Here is a 17,256-nt window from a genome sequence, read left to right on the forward strand (position 1 = left end):
TTTTTTATTTTGCTTTATAAACCGGTGAATCCGATTGTTTTTGATTAATATTTTTCTTGATTCCTACGTGATAATACACGTAGAGTACAATAATTAAAGGGACCCCGCAGTAAAGACCAATTCGTTGATCCGGAATAAAAATTAAGCTGATTAATACAAGTCCATACAAACAAAAACCTAGAATAGGAACGAACGGATAAAGGGGCGTTTTAAATTTCAATTCCTTTACATCTCCCCCTTCCGCTAAAAAACGACGGCGGAACATAAATTGAGAGGCACAAATGGACATCCAAACAATAATGGTCACCATTCCTGAAATCGAAATAAACCAAAGATATACGGTTTCAGCAGCCACGACGCTTGTAATCAACGAGCATCCCGAAATAATCATCGTCACAATTAACGCGTTAATTGGAACACCTTTTGAAGATAATTTCTTTAAAGGTTTTGGCCCCATATTGCTGTTTGACAATGACCAAAGCATACGGGAAGCAGCGTAGACCCCAGAGTTCGCCACGGATAACACAGCTGTTAAAATGACAAAGTTCATGATATCCGCTGCATAGGGAATTCCAATTTGATCTAATACGGCAACAAACGGACTTTCAATAACTCCCGCTGTTTTGTATGGCAGAATAGAGACTAAAACAAACATAGCTAACACAAAGAAAAACAGCGTTCTCCAAATGACGTTTCGAATAGATCTCGGCAACGTTTTCTCAGGACTTTCACTTTCTCCTGCTGCAATGCCGACAAGCTCCGTTCCTTGAAACGAAAAGTTAACCGTTACTAAAGTCAATAAAACTGCCAGTATTCCATTTGGAAAAAGACCTGCGCCTTGGGTAAAATGTGAAAGAAACGGTGCGGGTTCTCCTCCTTTAAAATCAATAAAACCAAAAACAGCAGCTCCTCCAATTAAAATAAATAGAATAATAGCCGTAACTTTAATACTCGAAAACCAAAACTCAGTTTCAGCATAGCTTCGAGCAGAAAGAGCGTTAATTAAAAACGTAATGACGCCAAAAATCAAGCACCATGACCATATAGGTACATCAGGAAACCACCTCTGCATTAAAATTCCTGCTGACGTAAATTCAAGCCCTGTCGTATTTGCCCAGCTGAACCAGTACAGCCATCCAATCATAAAGCCTGTAGAAGGTCCTAAAAACCTTGTAGCGTATTCTTGAAAGGAACCTGAAACCGGCATTGCTACCGCTAGCTCTCCTAAACAAAGCATAACTAAGTACATGAGGAAGCCGCCTATTATATAAGCAAGAATGGCTCCTCCCGGCCCTGCCTGGCTAATAGTAAAACCCGAACCTAAAAATAGGCCTGTTCCAATCACGCCTCCTAACGCAATCATAAATAAATGTCTGCTTTTCATTGTTCTCTGTAATTGGTTTTGTTCTGTATGTCTATTCATCGGTACCTCCGTTCTTCATTTTCTTATATGTGGTTTGTACAAGCATGCCTACTTTTTAGCATCTGAACAGTTGTTTCTTGAATCAGCTTAGGAAGGACGCCGAACGAATAAGGCTTATACACTCGCTCTGTCCACTTATGTCCGTCTTTCCCATATACTCCTATATTGATGGACGGAATATTTAACTCTCGAATTTCACGGAAAGGAATCGCCCCTGCAATCCCCCACCCCGGAAAGTTACGTGTAAAAGCATCGATTTCCTCATCTGTCTCATGAAGAGATAAAAAGCTGCCATCCGCTAGGTAGGGAAAAAATTTTTTAAACTGAAACGTCTCTCCCGTCTGTTTTCCAACCTTCTCCACAGCCGCTTGTAAAGGATAAAGAAGCTGCTGATCTCTACTTTCGTCTTTCTTCAAGTGATTATGAGGCAAGTAAGGCGGTGCAAAAAAGACAATTACGCGCGGACTTTGATGCGGATCTAACTTTTGAAGTTCTTCAATTACTTTAAAGCACCTTGTTCTAAGTTCTAAATGCGCATACTGTTCGAAAGCTCGTTCAATACAAGCCTGAGCGTTTATCCCTTTTTGATCCAATTCTTCCAGATAATCTTCCAAACTCATAACATCCACTTTCCAAAACAAGTTTCGCTTTGGTAAATTCGTTCTTCGCGCAAAAAGTTCGTAATAATCAGAAAGTTTTTTCTCTACTTTTTCACATGCTTCGATTGATAATCCAATTAATTGACTCATCACTTCTTTTGCCGTTCGTTCATAGATGAAATAGTTAAAATACAAATGACTGCTTACGGCGGTTTGCACATTATAAGCCTCTTTATTATCTCGTTGATACAGACAGGAAGGTGGCAGTACCAGCTCTCCTTCAATATTTTCAGCTAGATTAATATTGTTATGGATGCTTCCCGTAATCTCAGATGCAATCAAATTAGGATCTATACCAGCAAGCGTATCTCCTACGTGTACCTCCCTTCCGTAAATATAAAAACATGGAAGCAGTTTCCCAGCAGCTCCTGTATAAATATAGCGCGTGGAATCTCCATCGTAAAGAGGTGTAATAAAGTCGGTATTAATCGCTGCTACATATGAAAGATTTTTCTCTTTTTTCAAACGGTTCAGTTCAGAAACAGCAGAAATAATTCCAGCATGCTGACTTTCCTCATCTGGGTTGACCATAAAAAGGACGTTTCCTTCTAATTGATTTGGATGCTTAGTAAAATGCAGCACATTGGCTAAATGTACAGCAATTCCACTTTGCATATCAACGGCTCCTCTTCCAAACATCCATTCACCTGAACGAGCATCTCGCTGTACATCTTCATTAATGTTATGCATAGAGAAATAGTGCTGAAGTTCTTCTGGATCTAACGCTATGTCTTTTAATGGACCAAAATCTTCAATGCCAACCGTATCTAAGTGAGCGTGATAAATCATTGTTTGAGCATTTTTTTTGCTGCCTTGAATAAAAGCAAATACATTTTTTCTACCTAGCGTATCGCCATTAATTTTCTGTTCCCAAACGTGAAGGGGATTTTCTTTGAAATAAGGAAAACTTTGAAGCGTGTTTTTAATGAAATCAGCAATCTTTACTTCGCCGCTTGTCCCATTGATACTTTTGATTTTCACTAACGCTTTTGTTAAACATTCAACTTGCTCTTCTATGCTTAGCTGTGAGAGTTGGGTATACACTTCTATTCCTCCTGCCTATCAAATAAAAACGTTATTTAGCTGCATATGAACAAAAATAGTACGATATATACATATCGTACTATTTTTATTTATTTTAAACCGATTACTCAGCAAATACTTTTTCAATTCGTTCAATTGCCCAGTCCAACTCTTCTTTTGAAATCGTTAGGGGCGGAGCAAAACGAATAACCGTACTATGCGTTTCTTTACAAAGCAAACCTTGGTCTTTTAATTTTTCACAATAAGGACGAGCCTCTTCGTGTAATTCTACCCCGATGAACAGGCCTCGGCCGCGCACTTCTTTAATAACTGGATTGCTTAAGCTTTGGAGCTTCTGCTTGAAATAAGAACCTAATTCTAATGAACGCGCTGGAAGTTCTTCATCTTCAATTACTTCCAAAGCAGCTAATGATACGGCACAAGCAAGCGGGTTTCCGCCAAACGTTGAACCATGAGAACCAGGGTTAAAAACACTTAAAATGTCTTCGTTAGCAACTACGCAAGAGATAGGGAAAACTCCTCCTCCAAGCGCTTTACCTAAAATCAGCATATCTGGTTCTACGCCTTCCCAATCACAAGCAAACATTTTGCCTGTACGCGCTAAGCCGACTTGGATTTCGTCCGCAATAAATAACACATTATGTTCTTTACATAAGTCAGCTGCAGCTTTTAAGAAGCCTTCTGGAGGTAAAACGATACCTGCTTCGCCTTGAATTGGCTCAATTAAAAATGCGGCCGTATTTGGTGTAATAGCGGCTTTTAACGCTTCTAAATCACCGTAAGGAATCGTTTGAAGCCCTGGAAGCATCGGTCCAAAACCACGTTGATATTCTGCTTCGGATGATAATGAAACAGCTGTCATTGTACGACCGTGGAAGTTGCCCACACATGCGATGATTTGTGCTTGATTTTCAGCAACACCTTTCACATCGTAAGCCCAGCGGCGTGCAGCTTTAATGGCTGTTTCAACCGCTTCTGCTCCCGTATTCATTGGAAGAGCCATATTTTTATTTGTTAATTTACAAATCTTTTCATACCATGGACCAAGCTGATCATTATGAAACGCTCGTGACGTTAACGTTACTTTATCAGCTTGACGTTTTAATGCTTCAATAATTTTCGGATGACGATGTCCTTGGTTAACAGCGGAATACGCGCTTAGCATATCCATATATTTATTATTTTCTGGATCGTGTACCCATACGCCTTCTGCTTTTTCAATTACAATCGGCAGCGGATGATAGTTATGTGCCCCAAACTTTTCTGTTTGCTCAATAATTTTCACCGTTTTTTGTGTTTCAGTTGTCATATTTATTCCTCCTTATTTTCCAATTAAAATGTTTCAGATGTTGTTTTTGCTTGCATGTGAAGAACTAGATAATCCGGTCCCCCTGCTTTTGAATCCGTTCCTGACATATTAAATCCGCCAAAAGGCTGGTATCCTACAATCGCTCCTGTACATCCTCTGTTAAAATACAGGTTTCCAACATGGAACTCTTCACGGGCGCGTTCAATATGCTCGCGGTTATTTGATAATAAAGCGCCTGTTAATGCATATTCTGTATTGTTTGCAATCTCCATCATATGATCAAAATCTCGCGCTTTAGAGAATGCTACTACCGGACCAAAAATTTCTTCTTGCATGAGACGAGCTTTTTCATCTACATCCGCAAAAATAGTTGGCTGAATAAAGTATCCAGTTGAATTGTCTGCTTCTCCTCCCGCAACGAGACGCCCTTCTTCTTTTCCAATTTCAATATACGATAATACTTTATTGTACGAAGCCTCGTGAATAACAGGTCCCATATAAGTCGAAACTTCTTCCGGGTTGCCAACAGTTAATGTTTTTGTTAGCGCAACTGCTTTTTCAAGCACTTCATCATATACATCTTGATGCACAACAGCACGAGAACCTGCGGAGCACTTTTGCCCTGCAAAACCAAATGCAGAATATACGATTGAAGAAGCTGCTAAATCAAGATCAGCATCTTTGTCTACAACCACCGTGTCTTTTCCGCCCATTTCAGCTATAACACGTTTTAGCCATTTTTGCCCCGGCTGTACTTTTGCTGCTCTTTCGTAAATGCGGCAACCCACTGCACGCGAGCCGGTAAATGAAACAAAGCGTGTTTTTGGATGTTCCACTAAGTAGTCACCAATTTCAGGTGTAGCACCAGGAATAAAGTTTAATACGCCTTTTGGTAATCCTGCTTCTTCCATTACTTCTACAAATTTCGCTGCTACTACAGGAGTGGCATCAGCTGGTTTTAATAAAATCGTATTTCCGGTTACAATAGCTGCTACTGCGGTTCCAGCCATAATAGCTAACGGGAAGTTAAATGGTGAAATAATAATACCTACGCCAAGCGGAATATAATTGTACTGATTATACTCACCGTCTCGGCTCTGTACTGGGGAACCGTCTTTTAATGTCAGGACTTGACGTGCATAGTACTCTAAAAAATCAATTGCTTCTGCTGTATCAGCATCTGCTTCGTTCCAAGGCTTTCCTGCTTCTTTTACAAGATAACTAGAAAATTCATGCTTTCTTCGACGAATGATGGCCGCTGCGCGGAAAAGAATATCTGCTCGGTGTTCTACTTTCCACTTTTTCCACGTTTCAAAAGCTTTTAGAGCTGACTGTATTGCTTGCTCTGCTAGATCTTTATTTACTGTAGATACATATCCAATTACTTCTTTTATGTTTGCTGGGTTAACAGACGTAATTTTCTCTTCTCTCTCCACTTTTTCACCGTTGATTACAAGTGGATACGTCTTGCCAAGCTGTGTATTCACATATGTTAATGCTTCTTGAAATACCTGTTTATTGTTTTCGTCCTTAAAATTTGTAAATGGTTCATGAGAATAAGAAACTACCATGATATATGCCTCCTAGTATGCAAATCTTTGTTTACTTTATAGTTATGCAAATAGCGTGCCAACTTTTAATAAAACTTTACAGCCTCTTTATCATCAAGGCTTTCACTACTAATATCATTCTTTCTTTTTGATAAAAGAAAAAATAATTGGCATATGTATATTTTTTTGGCGCTTAAAATGCCAATTTTTTTTGCGTAAAGAGGATGTTGAGACATACCTAAATCAATTCAATCTAAAAACGAAAAAATCCGAACGAGTTTGATTCTCCATCAAGAATCAAACTCGTTCGGATCTTCCTTCAACTACACTACTTTTGTCTCAGCCTCTTTCTATTTGTGTATTACGTTATCTTTTCGTCATTTGAATGGTTTTGCAGGACTGTCTTTTAATCATTTTGTGAGGAACGCGCACTTGTTCTGCAACAGCATATGGCGTTTCAATCTGCTTAATCAAGCAGCTTACAGCCTGATAACCAAGTTCAAAAATATTAATATCAATTGATGTAAGAGCTGGTCTAGCCATTTCAGCGATTAAGACATTATTAAAACTGACAATAGAGATGTCTTCAGGAACCGAAATTCCCATTTCATCCAATGTATTTAAAACGCCTAATGCCATTAGGTCATCTGCTACTACTAGAGCCGTTGGACGTTCTTTTAGAGATAAAAGTTCGCAAACAGCTTCTTTTCCTCCCTTCTGTAGAAATTCTTCATGAATCACATACTCATCCCGGTAAGGAATGTTTGCTTTTTGAATCGCTTTATCATAGCCTGTTAAACGGTCAATGGTAACGACTAATTCAAGACTTCCACCAATAAAAGCAATACGCTCATGACCAGATTCAATTAAATATTCCGTCGCTTCTTTTCCAGCTTTAAAATTGTCGTTATCAACAAACGTGATGCTTTCACTATGCTTAAACGGCTTTCCAATAACTACAAACGGAACGCTCTGTTCTTGCAAATAAGAAAGTACTTGATCATCAACTTTGGAGTACAGCAAAATTAATCCATCCACTCGTCTTCCCTGTACCATTTGAACAACTTCTGCAAAAATCTCTTCTTCCGTTTCTCCAGTGGACATATAAATCGCTCTTTTGTTTTCGTGAGCTCCGGTGCTGATTCCTCTTAGCACTTCTGGGAAGAATGGATTTTGAAACACCTTGTCTGCTGAGCTCGGCATCACTAGGCCGACTGCCTCTGTCGTTTGATTTGCTAGACTTCGCGCAATAATATTTGGGTGATAACCAAGTTCTTTCATAGCCGATCGCACGCGCTGTTTTGTTTTTTCACTAATTCTTGAGCTGTCTGCAATGACGCGAGATACCGTCGAAGGGGCTACATTTGCTAAATTTGCCACATCTTTTATTGTTACACCCATAATTCCACCTCTTAATTATGTTTTCTTCATTACTACTTATCCAATATAGTTTGACAACTACGACGCGCTGTCCTTTTTATGAGATTGAGAAATTTTCTTTTCTTTTCTTCTTTTTGACGATGCTTTGTACAAAAAGATGCCGAATCCCGTATAAACAGCGGCAACCGCTGCGATATATCCAATATTAACCCCTGAATTTTTCACTACTTTATATACATTTGTCGTCTCAGGCTCCAATGAAATGTTGTATACATCGTCAACTGGTCGTATAATTCCTTCCGTTATTAACCCTCTTAATTCATTTTCTTTTCCAACTTTTTTAAGCGGTACATTAATGGCCGACGTTTCCTTTGTATTATTAATCACAACAAACGTCGTTTCGTCCTTATACCTTCTCTTGTATACGGCCACACCTTTTTGCTCAGACACAATGGTAAAGCTTCCTTTTCGAAGAGAAGGCGATTTTGCTCTAAGTTCAGCCAGTTTTTTTAAATGATCTATAATATCGGGATTAGCTAAAAAATTCATCATGCCATAATTTTCTGCTCCCTTTCCCCCATTCAGCGCAATTTCTGTTCCATAAAAAACGATCGGTACACTCGGCGCAGTATAAAGGTAGGAAAGCCCTTGCTTTGTTCGGGCTCCAGGATGGTTTTCACTCTTTAATGCTTTTGCTGTAAAACGTGTGCTATGAACATCATCTAAAAAATTGGCTAAAGGCAAATTACTTCCTTTTTCCCACTTGTCATACAACATTTTCTGCGGACGATTAGTACCGCTAAACGTAGCAGCAGTGGCTTCGGCTAGCGTTCTATCTACAAGCAAATCCATTCCTAATGAATCAGCCTGCTCACTTTTTTTTAATGAATGCCCGTTTATTTCTCCTATTAATAGAAAGGAAGGATCCATGCTTTTTAACGTCTGAGAAAAAGATGAAATAAATGCAGAAGGAGCTTGATCGATATCTTTAACGTAATATCCGTCAATATCTGCTTGTTTGCTCCACCAGGCAGCATTTTTAATAAGGTATTTCTGCACGGCGCTTTCTTTTAAGTTAAGGTGAGGCAATGCTTTAATTACTTCGTTATCCGTACCGGATTCATTACTTATCCATGTTCGTTTTCCTTTATCTGCTATCCAGGTATGATTGTTACTGATTGTCAAAGGAAATTCGACCATAATTTTTATATTGCGCTCATGTGCTTTCTTCACAAGATTTTGTAAGTCTTTTAACGTTCCAAAATGATCGTCTATTTTATAATGGTCGGTCACCGCATATCCATGATAGCCTGTCTCATCATTTTCCATAAAAGGAGTCAATAAAACAGCGGTAAATCCCATCTCTTGAATATAGTCTAACTTTTGTGCTACTCCCTGTAAATCGCCTCCATAATAGGCATCTGAGCGTTCATAGTTAACATTTCGATCATTCTGTTCACTTCCGTTATAAAAACGGTTAATCATCAATGAGTATATCACCTCATCACGTATATCTTTATGATCTTGCGCTGAGGCGCTGCTTCCAAAAAGCAATAATAGTATAAGTAGCATACTTGTCCTTTTCCATTTCATCTATTCCCCTCCTATAGACGAACTGTTTCAAACTCACTTTTGTTTCCATTATAACGTTAACGCTTACATTATTGTTAAATAAGTTGATAAAAACAAAAAAAGTGATTAAAAGTTTTTACTTTTAATCACTTTTTTCTATCTATATACTGCTATATCGTCTCATTTACGTTCGATATATGAGGTTTATCCGATACTTTACCCACTTTATTTAATCGATCAATCAATCCAACACCAAATTCAGGATGAAGATTGCCGTCTCCTGTCGCTACAAAACTTTCACGAAATTCGTATGCGGATGAACCGTGTTCAGCAAAATCTAAACCAGCAATTTCTTCTTCGCTTGATACTCGAATGGAAGAAAAACGCGTGAGAACAAATAAGAATAACCCAACCGTTCCAATTGTCCAGCCCATCACAGCTATAATTCCAAGAGCTTGAATACCTAATAGCTGTACGCCGCCACCATAAAATAAACCGTTAGCTGTATCAAACAGCCCCACTGCTAACGTCCCCCAAATACCGCAAATTCCATGAACAGTAATAGCGCCAACTGGATCGTCTAACTTCATTTTGCTATCGATAAAATGCACAGCTTCTACTAGAATAATTCCTGCAATCAGCCCAATGACGATCGCGCCCGGGATCGATACGTTTGCTGTTCCAGCTGTAATCCCTACAAGTCCAGCTAAGGCACCGTTTAATGTTAAGCTAGCATCAATACGTTTGTAGCGAAACTTTGTGTATAAAGCAGAAGACAGGACTCCGCATGACCCAGACATTAATGTTGTTGCAATGATTCCCGGGACAAGAGCAGGATCGGCTGCTAATGTACTTCCTCCATTAAATCCAAACCAGCCAAACCAGAGGATAAATACACCTAATGCGCCAAGCGGAATGTTATGCCCTTGAATAGCATTGACTTTTCCATCGCTTCCATACTTTCCAAGACGTGCTCCTAGAAAAGTAACTGCTACAGCCGCACCAAGAGCCCCGGTCAAATGAACAACTGTCGATCCTGCAAAATCTACGAAGCCTAGTTTGGACAACCACCCTCCTCCCCATACCCAGTGACCTACAACTGGATAAATCACAGCTACCATAGCAATCGTGAGCATCATATAGCTGGATAGTTTCATACGTTCCGCTACCGCTCCTGAAATAATCGTAGCGCACGTTGCTGCGAAAACAATTTGGAAGACGAAAAAGCTCATTTGATCGCTTTCTCCATTTAAAAAGAAACCGCTTGAACCGATAAATCCTCCTTTTGAATTTCCAAACATAAGGGCAAAACCAATCACAAAATACAATACGGAAGATACAGCTACCGTTAGCATATTTTTCATTAAGATATTAAGCGAATTTTTCGAACGAGTGAAGCCTGTTTCAACCATCGCAAACCCTGCGTGCATTAAAAACACAAGCACTGCCCCAAACATTACCCACATCATGTCAATTGATGCACTGACTGATTCGACAGTTGGATCAGCTGCATTAACGCGTGTTGCCGCCAACAAACTAATAAACAAAACCGCACTAATTTTCTTTTTCAACGCTTAACTCCCCCTCTATTAAAATAACACTCTCTTTTTATAAAATAGCCTCTACACCTGCTTCTCCTGTTCTAATTCGTACAGCATCCTCTACCGGATAGACAAAAACCTTTCCGTCGCCTATTTGGTTCGTAGAACAAATTGATTGAATGATCTTAATGACTTCATGAACTTGTTCTGCTTCTAAAATCATTTCTACCTTGACTTTAGGTACTAGTTTGATTTCAAAACTTTGTCCCCTGAACAGTCCCTGCTCTCCTTTTTGCTGACCGCAGCCTGCCACTTCTGAGACTGTTAATCCGTTTATTCCTACTTCCTCTAATTTTACGCGCAGTGCTTGAAATTTTTCTGGACGAATGATAGCTTCCACTTTTTTCATTGTAACCCCTCTTTCATGTTAGTTTTATTAACATTTAATGTTATGTATATTATCATATAGGTAATTTTCTGAATATTCAAGTTAATATGTGATAAAAATGAGACTTTTTTCTTATTTACATAATAGTTAACGCTTTCATATCTTTTCAAAAAAAAGTAACGCAAAGGAAAAGTAGCTCCTTTGCGTTACCCCGTAGAAATAGATGTCATAATTTGCTTTTTCACTTGACTTGTGACAAAATGCTTTTCTGTAAATACTTCATAATGTTCTTTTCGAATTTTATCAAGAATTGCTCGGTATAAATGCGCCGCTCCTGTAAGAGGTAAACGAGAAGCCACGGGATATTTATGAATCGACTGAAGCCCTTTTATATAATACATTTCTGCTTCTTTGGCCAGGTGCTCCCACATTTCTATAAATTCAGAAGTGACCCACCGGTTCTCTAATAGCGTGCGCGTATATCCGTAAGAATTCATAAGGTCTTTCGGTAAATAAATGCGCCCTCGCTCTAAGTCTTCCCCCACGTCTCTTAAAATGTTGGTCAGCTGCATCGCAATGCCTAACGCAACTGCTTCTTCTTCTAATTCTTTATGAGTAGTTGGAGCTAAAATCGGTAAAAGCATTAACCCTACCGTACTCGCTACATGATAGGAGTATGTTTTCACTTCATCAAGCGTATCGTATTCTTTTTTTACTAAATCCATTCGCTGACCGGTAATCATATCGTCAAATGCTTGAACATTCATTTCATATTGTTCAAATACATTGCGCAGAGCTACCCACATGGCGCTTTCGTTTAATAGTTCTCCATTTTTAAACCGAGCAAATTCTCCTTCGAATTGCTGCAGCTCTATTTCAGGATTACTTCCTTCATCTACAATATCATCGACTTGACGGCAAAATGCATATACCGCCCATACTGCCTTTCTTTGTTTTGACGGCAGCATGGAAAAAGCTTTGTAAAACGTTTTTGAGTTTTCTTTAATAATTTCTTCACACTGAGTGTACGCTTTGTCTAACGAAATGTTCATCATATAGGACCCCTTTCTCTATTAAAGGATAAACCATCATTTCCTTATGGCTTCACAAGATCTTAAGAGAGCTTTGCAACCGTTTGAATAGACGATTGTTCAATAAGATGATCAGCCAACATTTTTGCTCCTTGCATAACAATTGGCACGCCTCCGCCTGGATGTATAGATGCTCCCACCGCAAAAACATTTTTATATTCGTACGGCTGGTACTGAGGTCTGAATACGCCTGACTGAAACAGCTCAGGAGCAATACCAAAGCTTCCGCCTTCGTAAAGTCCAAATGCTTGAGCATCATTTGGCGTGCGTACTTTTACCCATTCTATTTCTTTACGCAGCTCCCCAAACCCTTTTTCTTCCAAAGTTCGAATGATTCCATCAACAAAATCTTGCTGATTGCTCCAATCAATGTGGCCACCTGATGGAACCGGTACAAGTGCATATAGCACACTTTTTCCTTCGGGAGCTAGGGATGGATCAATAACAGAGGGATTAAATGTATAAATAGCGGGATCTTCAGGAATCGTTTTATGCTTAAACACTGCTTCCATATGTTTAGCCAAATCATTGCCCATAAAGTATTGATGCACATTGTGATGATCATATTTTCTCTTCAAACCAAGATAAAGCAGCAGACAGCTGGACGAAGGCACATACTTCTTTTCTTTTTTTTGAGCAATTTTCGCCATATTAGGAAAGTCGCCATTTAAAATCACTTGATCAAATGGGTGAAGTTTTTCGTCAACAATAACCCCTTCTGTCTTGTCTCCTGATATAGAAAGCTCTTGAACCACCTTATTCAAATGAATGCTTACACCTTGCTCTATCAGCGCCTTTTCAAGAAGTGGCACAAGACTTGCGTATCCCCCTTTTACGTAATAGATGCCATGAGCATGCTCACTGTAAGGAACAAGGGAATAAATAGCTGGTGCCGAATAAGGATTCCCTCCAATATAGAGAGATTGCAGCGAGTAGGCATCTACTAGACGTTCATCATGGAAATACGTTGAAACAAATTTTCTCATTGATTTATTTGCATTCATTTTTTTTAATGCCTTAATGTTTTGCCATGTCCAAAAATCTCGTTTATTTACAAATGTTTTTTCCAAAAATGCATTACTTCCTAGTTCAAATCGCTTTTTTAATTCAGTCATAAAACGCCGGTAGTTTTGCTCTTCGCCTGGAAACAAACGGCTAATCTCCTCTAACTGATCTTTTTCAGTCGCTTTTTTTGTATAGGTCGTACCGTCTGGAAAATGAATATCATAAAGTGGATCACAGCGTATTAGTTCATATTGAGAAGCAGAAATGCCCGCTTCATCTAAAATACGTTCAAGCATTAAAGGCAGCAAGACAATCGTGGGACCTTCATCAATTTTATAACCGTCTTTTTCTACAAACGCCAGCCGGCCGCCCAGCTTGTTTTCTTTTTCGAAAATATCAACAGAAAAACCTCGTTTGCTTAATAACAAAGCGGTAATTAAACCGCCTATTCCGCCTCCAACAATTGCTGTTCTCATAATGCACTCTCCATTTCCTTCATGGTTTTAAACGGCTCATTCAGTAATTGTCCGTCTCTTTTTAAGATGAGCTTTGTCGTAATGCGGGATGATTCCAGAATAGTTGGTAGACCGCTCCCTGGATGAGTTCCTCCTCCAACTAGCCAGCAATTTTCTAATTCTTCAAATTTATTATGCGGACGCAGTACCATCATTTGAGTGAGCTGATGTCCAAGGTTAAATGTCGCTCCTTTATAGACCAGCACGTCTTCTTCCCACTGCTTTGGTGAAATGATTTTTTCAACTTCAATATGACTCTCTAAATCTTTGAAACCCGTTTTCTTTTCTACAATTTTTAATACTGCATCTCGAAAAGCTTTTTGTTTTTCATCCCAGTTTACACCGCTGAAATTATTTGGAACCGGCGCTAAAATATAAAGAGCAGACTTTCCTTCTGGTGCTAAAGTTGGGTCTGTTACACTTGGGTTTTGAATGTAGATGGAAGGGTCTTCTGAAAGAGCTAACGTTTTTGTGATCTCTTCTACATTTTTTTTATAATCTTCAGCGAACACAATCGTGTGATGAGGCAGATCTTTGTACTGTTTGTCTATGCCTAGATAAATCATAAAAGTGGAACAAGAGTATTTTTTCTTTTCAAGTTTTTTAACTGCATATTTTTTAAGCGTACCTTCATCTATTAAATTCGTCATGGCATGAGCAAAATCTCCATTGATAATGACGTCGTCTGCCCCTATTCGCTCTCCATTTTCTAGAATAATTCCTTTTACTCTCTTATTTTCAATCCATAGTTTTTGAACACCTTGGTTTAAGTGGATGTGCCCTTGATGTTCTTCCACTACTTTTGCCATTGCTTGAGATAGCTGATTTACTCCTCCTATCGGATGGAAGATACCGTAGGCATGTTCCATAAACGATAAAATAGAAAAGGCTCCTGGACATTCCCAAGGGGACATTCCCAAGTACTTCGATTGAAAAGTAAAAGCTAATTTCAATTTCTCATCAGTGAAATACTTGCCAAGTACATCATAGAGCGTTTTACCTAAGGATAAATGCGGCAGTGCTCGAATTGCTTCAGGCTTTAAATAGTGATGAAAACGATCCATCTGCCCTTGCAATAAAGGCAGCAAAGCCGCCATCTTTGCTTCGGTGTCTTTCATAAAGCGCTCATAGCCTTCCCCGTTTCCTGGGTATAAACGTTCGATTTCTTCTTTCATCTTTTTATGGTTATCCGTCATCTGAATCTGTGCATCATCAAAGATAAGCTCATACATGAGATTTAGACGTTTTAAGTCCATATAGTCATGCGCATTGCGATTAGCAGCTTGAAATAATTCTTCAAAAATCTGTGGCATGCTCAAAAATGTAGGACCCATATCAAACGTATAACCTGACATTTTAATCGCTGAATTTCGCCCGCCCACGTATCCTTGCTTTTCATATACATCTACTTTATAGCCATGACTTGCTAACAGCATTGCTGCCGCTAGTCCTCCTGGACCTGCTCCAATCACGATTACGTTTTTTTGCATACATACACTCCTAATCTTATACAATAGTTATACAAACATTATACAAAGCTTTGTTATTAAACACAACGATAAACTGCTTGTCTTTATTCGAATCATAAAATTACCAATAACTAAACCATGAAAATATGACGTTTGTACCATTTTTCCAGGGTTTCAGTACACTTTCCCTTTATTCGGTGCTTTCAAGCTTTTATTTTATATCTATGTAAAGTTATACAAAAATAGACTGCGGTCTTCTTCTCTACTTAAACGTATAAAAAAGAGAAATGGATGACTGATTTCATAAAAAAACCCTCTGTACTGAGAGGGTCCTGTCATTCAACAATTTGAATATTATTGTGAGTAAACCAGACGTGAATTTGAGCTAGATGAGCTAGCAGCTGAGGCCCTGTCATTAATTGACCAAACCACGGCGCTTTAAATCCTTCTCCGCCTGTATCAATAATATGCTTTAACTGCTGCTTATCAAAAAATTCATAAAGAGGTGACTGTTTATCTTGTAAAAGAGATTGAAGCCATACAGTTACAGCTTTTGTATAAGCTGGGTTATGCGTTTTAGGGTAAGGGCTTTTCTTGCGATAAAGAACGTCATGAGGCAAAATTCCTTCAAGCGCTTTGCGTAAAATCCCCTTCTCTTTATTGCCCGTCATTTTCATCTCCCATGGAATATTCCATGCATATTCCACAAGGCGATGATCTGCAAAAGGTACGCGTACTTCTAAGCTCGCTCCCATGCTCATACGATCTTTACGATCTAATAAAGTTGTCATAAACCAAACCTGATTTAAATAAAACAGCTTTCTCCGCTGCGCATCTTCTAACGATTCACCTTCTAATTCAGGCACTTCCTTTAACGTTTCTTCATATCTTGCACGTACATAATCTTCTAACTGTAATTTCTTTCTCCATGAACTTTGCAGCAAATCAATTCGAGCATCTAATGAGCGCATCCACGGGAAAGTATCCGAAGACAAATCGTGTTTTCGGTGAAACCACGGATATCCTCCAAAAATTTCATCTGCACATTCTCCTGATAAGCTCACGACAAAATCTTGTTTGATTTCACGGCAAAACCAAAGCAACGATGAATCTACATCAGCCATTCCAGGAAGATCTCTCACCTCTACAGCCTCTGTTAAATGCTGCACAAGGTCCTCCGTTGAAATAATGCAGCGATGATGATTTGTTTGAAACGTATCGGACATGAGCTTGATATAAGTTCCATCAGAATTTGGCTGAAACTCATTTGCTTTAAAAAATTTATCATTGTCTTCATAGTCGATAGAATACGTATGAAGGGAGCCCTTGCCGCTTTCTTTGAACGCATTTGCAGCAATTGCTGTAATGGCGCTTGAGTCCACTCCACCTGATAAAAATGTACAAACCGGGACATCCGACACTAGCTGTCTTACAATCGCGTCTTGCACTAAAAATTTAACTTTTTCTGTTGTTTCAGCTAAATTATCTGTATGCTGCTCACTTTTTACGTTCCAGTATCGCCAAATCTTCAATCCGTTACGCGTAAGCGTGAGCGCGTGAGCCGGGCGTAATTCATTTATGTTTTTAAATACGCCGTGGCCGGGAGAACGAGAAGGTCCTAAGCCAAACACTTCTGCTAATCCATCTAATCCTACTTCTGCTTTTACCTCAGGATGAGCTAATATCGCCTTTAATTCTGATGCAAATTGAATTCCACCTTCATAAGATCGATAGAATAAGGGCTTCACTCCCATTCTGTCGCGTGCTATAAATAACTTTTCATTGGCTTCATCCCAGATCGAAAAAGCAAAGATACCGTTAAAATGATCTACGCATGATTCTTTCCATTCTATATAAGATGTTAGAAGTACTTCCGTATCTGAATGTCCCTGAAATTGATAACCTCTTTTTAGTAATTCTTTCCGAATATCTTCCGTGTTGTAAAGCTCTCCATTATAGCAAAGCGTGTAGAGCTGTTCATTTTTTTCTCGCGTCATCGGCTGTCTTCCGCCTTGAGGATCTACTACAACTAAGCGTTTGTGCCCAAAAGCAACATGCTGCTGTGTCCATACGTTGGTGTCATCAGGACCTCTTTTCGATAAAGTGTCAGCCATTTTTGTTATTGTTGCTGTTTCATTTAAAAGCGATCGCTTTAAATCGACCCAACCCGTTATACCACACATCGTTTATCATCCTTTCTTTCACGCTCTTGTTTATGAATGAAATAATGCCATTGTATGCACGCAGTAGTTACAGTTGAATTGTCCTTATATTTTATTTTTACTTTTCAGTTATAAAGAGAGCTTTTTT

The 17,256-nt window shown here is 39.0% G+C and carries 12 protein-coding genes; all 12 read right to left on the reverse strand.

Annotated features, from left to right (window positions below; translation table 11 throughout):
- Positions 1 to 4: 4 nt before the first annotated feature.
- On the reverse strand, positions 5 to 1,423 hold the full coding sequence (locus ACRPLY_RS23390) for an amino acid permease (protein ID WP_098113546.1): 1,419 nt from the start codon (positions 1,421 to 1,423) through the stop codon (positions 5 to 7).
- 23 nt (positions 1,424 to 1,446) lie between these two features.
- Positions 1,447 to 3,126, reverse strand: a complete 1,680-nt coding sequence (locus ACRPLY_RS23395; protein WP_432232127.1) for a M20/M25/M40 family metallo-hydrolase — start codon at positions 3,124 to 3,126, stop codon at positions 1,447 to 1,449.
- A gap of 103 nt (positions 3,127 to 3,229) precedes the next feature.
- The gene (locus tag ACRPLY_RS23400; protein WP_013055371.1) at positions 3,230 to 4,435 is read right to left on the reverse strand and encodes an ornithine--oxo-acid transaminase; all 1,206 of its coding nucleotides are present in this window, start codon (positions 4,433 to 4,435) and stop codon (positions 3,230 to 3,232) included.
- A 23-nt stretch (positions 4,436 to 4,458) separates the two neighbouring features.
- Positions 4,459 to 6,006, reverse strand: coding sequence for an L-glutamate gamma-semialdehyde dehydrogenase (pruA, locus tag ACRPLY_RS23405; protein ID WP_432232128.1), 1,548 nt, complete (start codon positions 6,004 to 6,006; stop codon positions 4,459 to 4,461).
- Between the two features lie 345 nt (positions 6,007 to 6,351).
- Complete coding sequence (locus tag ACRPLY_RS23410) at positions 6,352 to 7,386, reverse strand: LacI family DNA-binding transcriptional regulator (RefSeq protein WP_028412401.1); 1,035 nt, start codon at positions 7,384 to 7,386, stop codon at positions 6,352 to 6,354.
- 57 nt (positions 7,387 to 7,443) lie between these two features.
- Positions 7,444 to 8,958, reverse strand: coding sequence for an alpha-amylase family glycosyl hydrolase (locus tag ACRPLY_RS23415; protein ID WP_154973611.1), 1,515 nt, complete (start codon positions 8,956 to 8,958; stop codon positions 7,444 to 7,446).
- A gap of 149 nt (positions 8,959 to 9,107) precedes the next feature.
- On the reverse strand, positions 9,108 to 10,508 hold the full coding sequence (locus ACRPLY_RS23420; protein ID WP_034327384.1) for an ammonium transporter: 1,401 nt from the start codon (positions 10,506 to 10,508) through the stop codon (positions 9,108 to 9,110).
- A 37-nt stretch (positions 10,509 to 10,545) separates the two neighbouring features.
- Positions 10,546 to 10,887 (reverse strand): P-II family nitrogen regulator, encoded by a 342-nt coding sequence (locus tag ACRPLY_RS23425; protein WP_098113552.1) that lies wholly within the window; start codon positions 10,885 to 10,887, stop codon positions 10,546 to 10,548.
- 185 nt (positions 10,888 to 11,072) lie between these two features.
- On the reverse strand, positions 11,073 to 11,921 hold the full coding sequence (locus ACRPLY_RS23430) for a phytoene/squalene synthase family protein (protein ID WP_034267741.1): 849 nt from the start codon (positions 11,919 to 11,921) through the stop codon (positions 11,073 to 11,075).
- A gap of 59 nt (positions 11,922 to 11,980) precedes the next feature.
- Positions 11,981 to 13,438, reverse strand: coding sequence for a phytoene desaturase family protein (locus ACRPLY_RS23435; RefSeq protein WP_028412406.1), 1,458 nt, complete (start codon positions 13,436 to 13,438; stop codon positions 11,981 to 11,983).
- Entirely contained in the window at positions 13,435 to 14,967 is a 1,533-nt protein-coding gene (locus tag ACRPLY_RS23440) for a phytoene desaturase family protein (protein WP_034267744.1), read from the reverse strand. The genes ACRPLY_RS23435 and ACRPLY_RS23440 overlap by 4 nt, the downstream gene beginning before the upstream one ends.
- A 314-nt stretch (positions 14,968 to 15,281) precedes the next feature.
- Positions 15,282 to 17,129 carry an asparagine synthase (glutamine-hydrolyzing) gene (asnB, locus tag ACRPLY_RS23445; protein ID WP_028412408.1) on the reverse strand — a complete coding sequence of 616 codons (1,848 nt, stop codon included), beginning with the start codon at positions 17,127 to 17,129 and terminating at the stop codon, positions 15,282 to 15,284.
- Positions 17,130 to 17,256: the final 127 nt, after the last annotated feature.

Origin of the sequence: Priestia sp. TGN 0903 (assembly GCF_050846855.1) — a bacterium.
Lineage (GTDB): Bacteria > Bacillota > Bacilli > Bacillales > Bacillaceae_H > Priestia > Priestia zanthoxyli.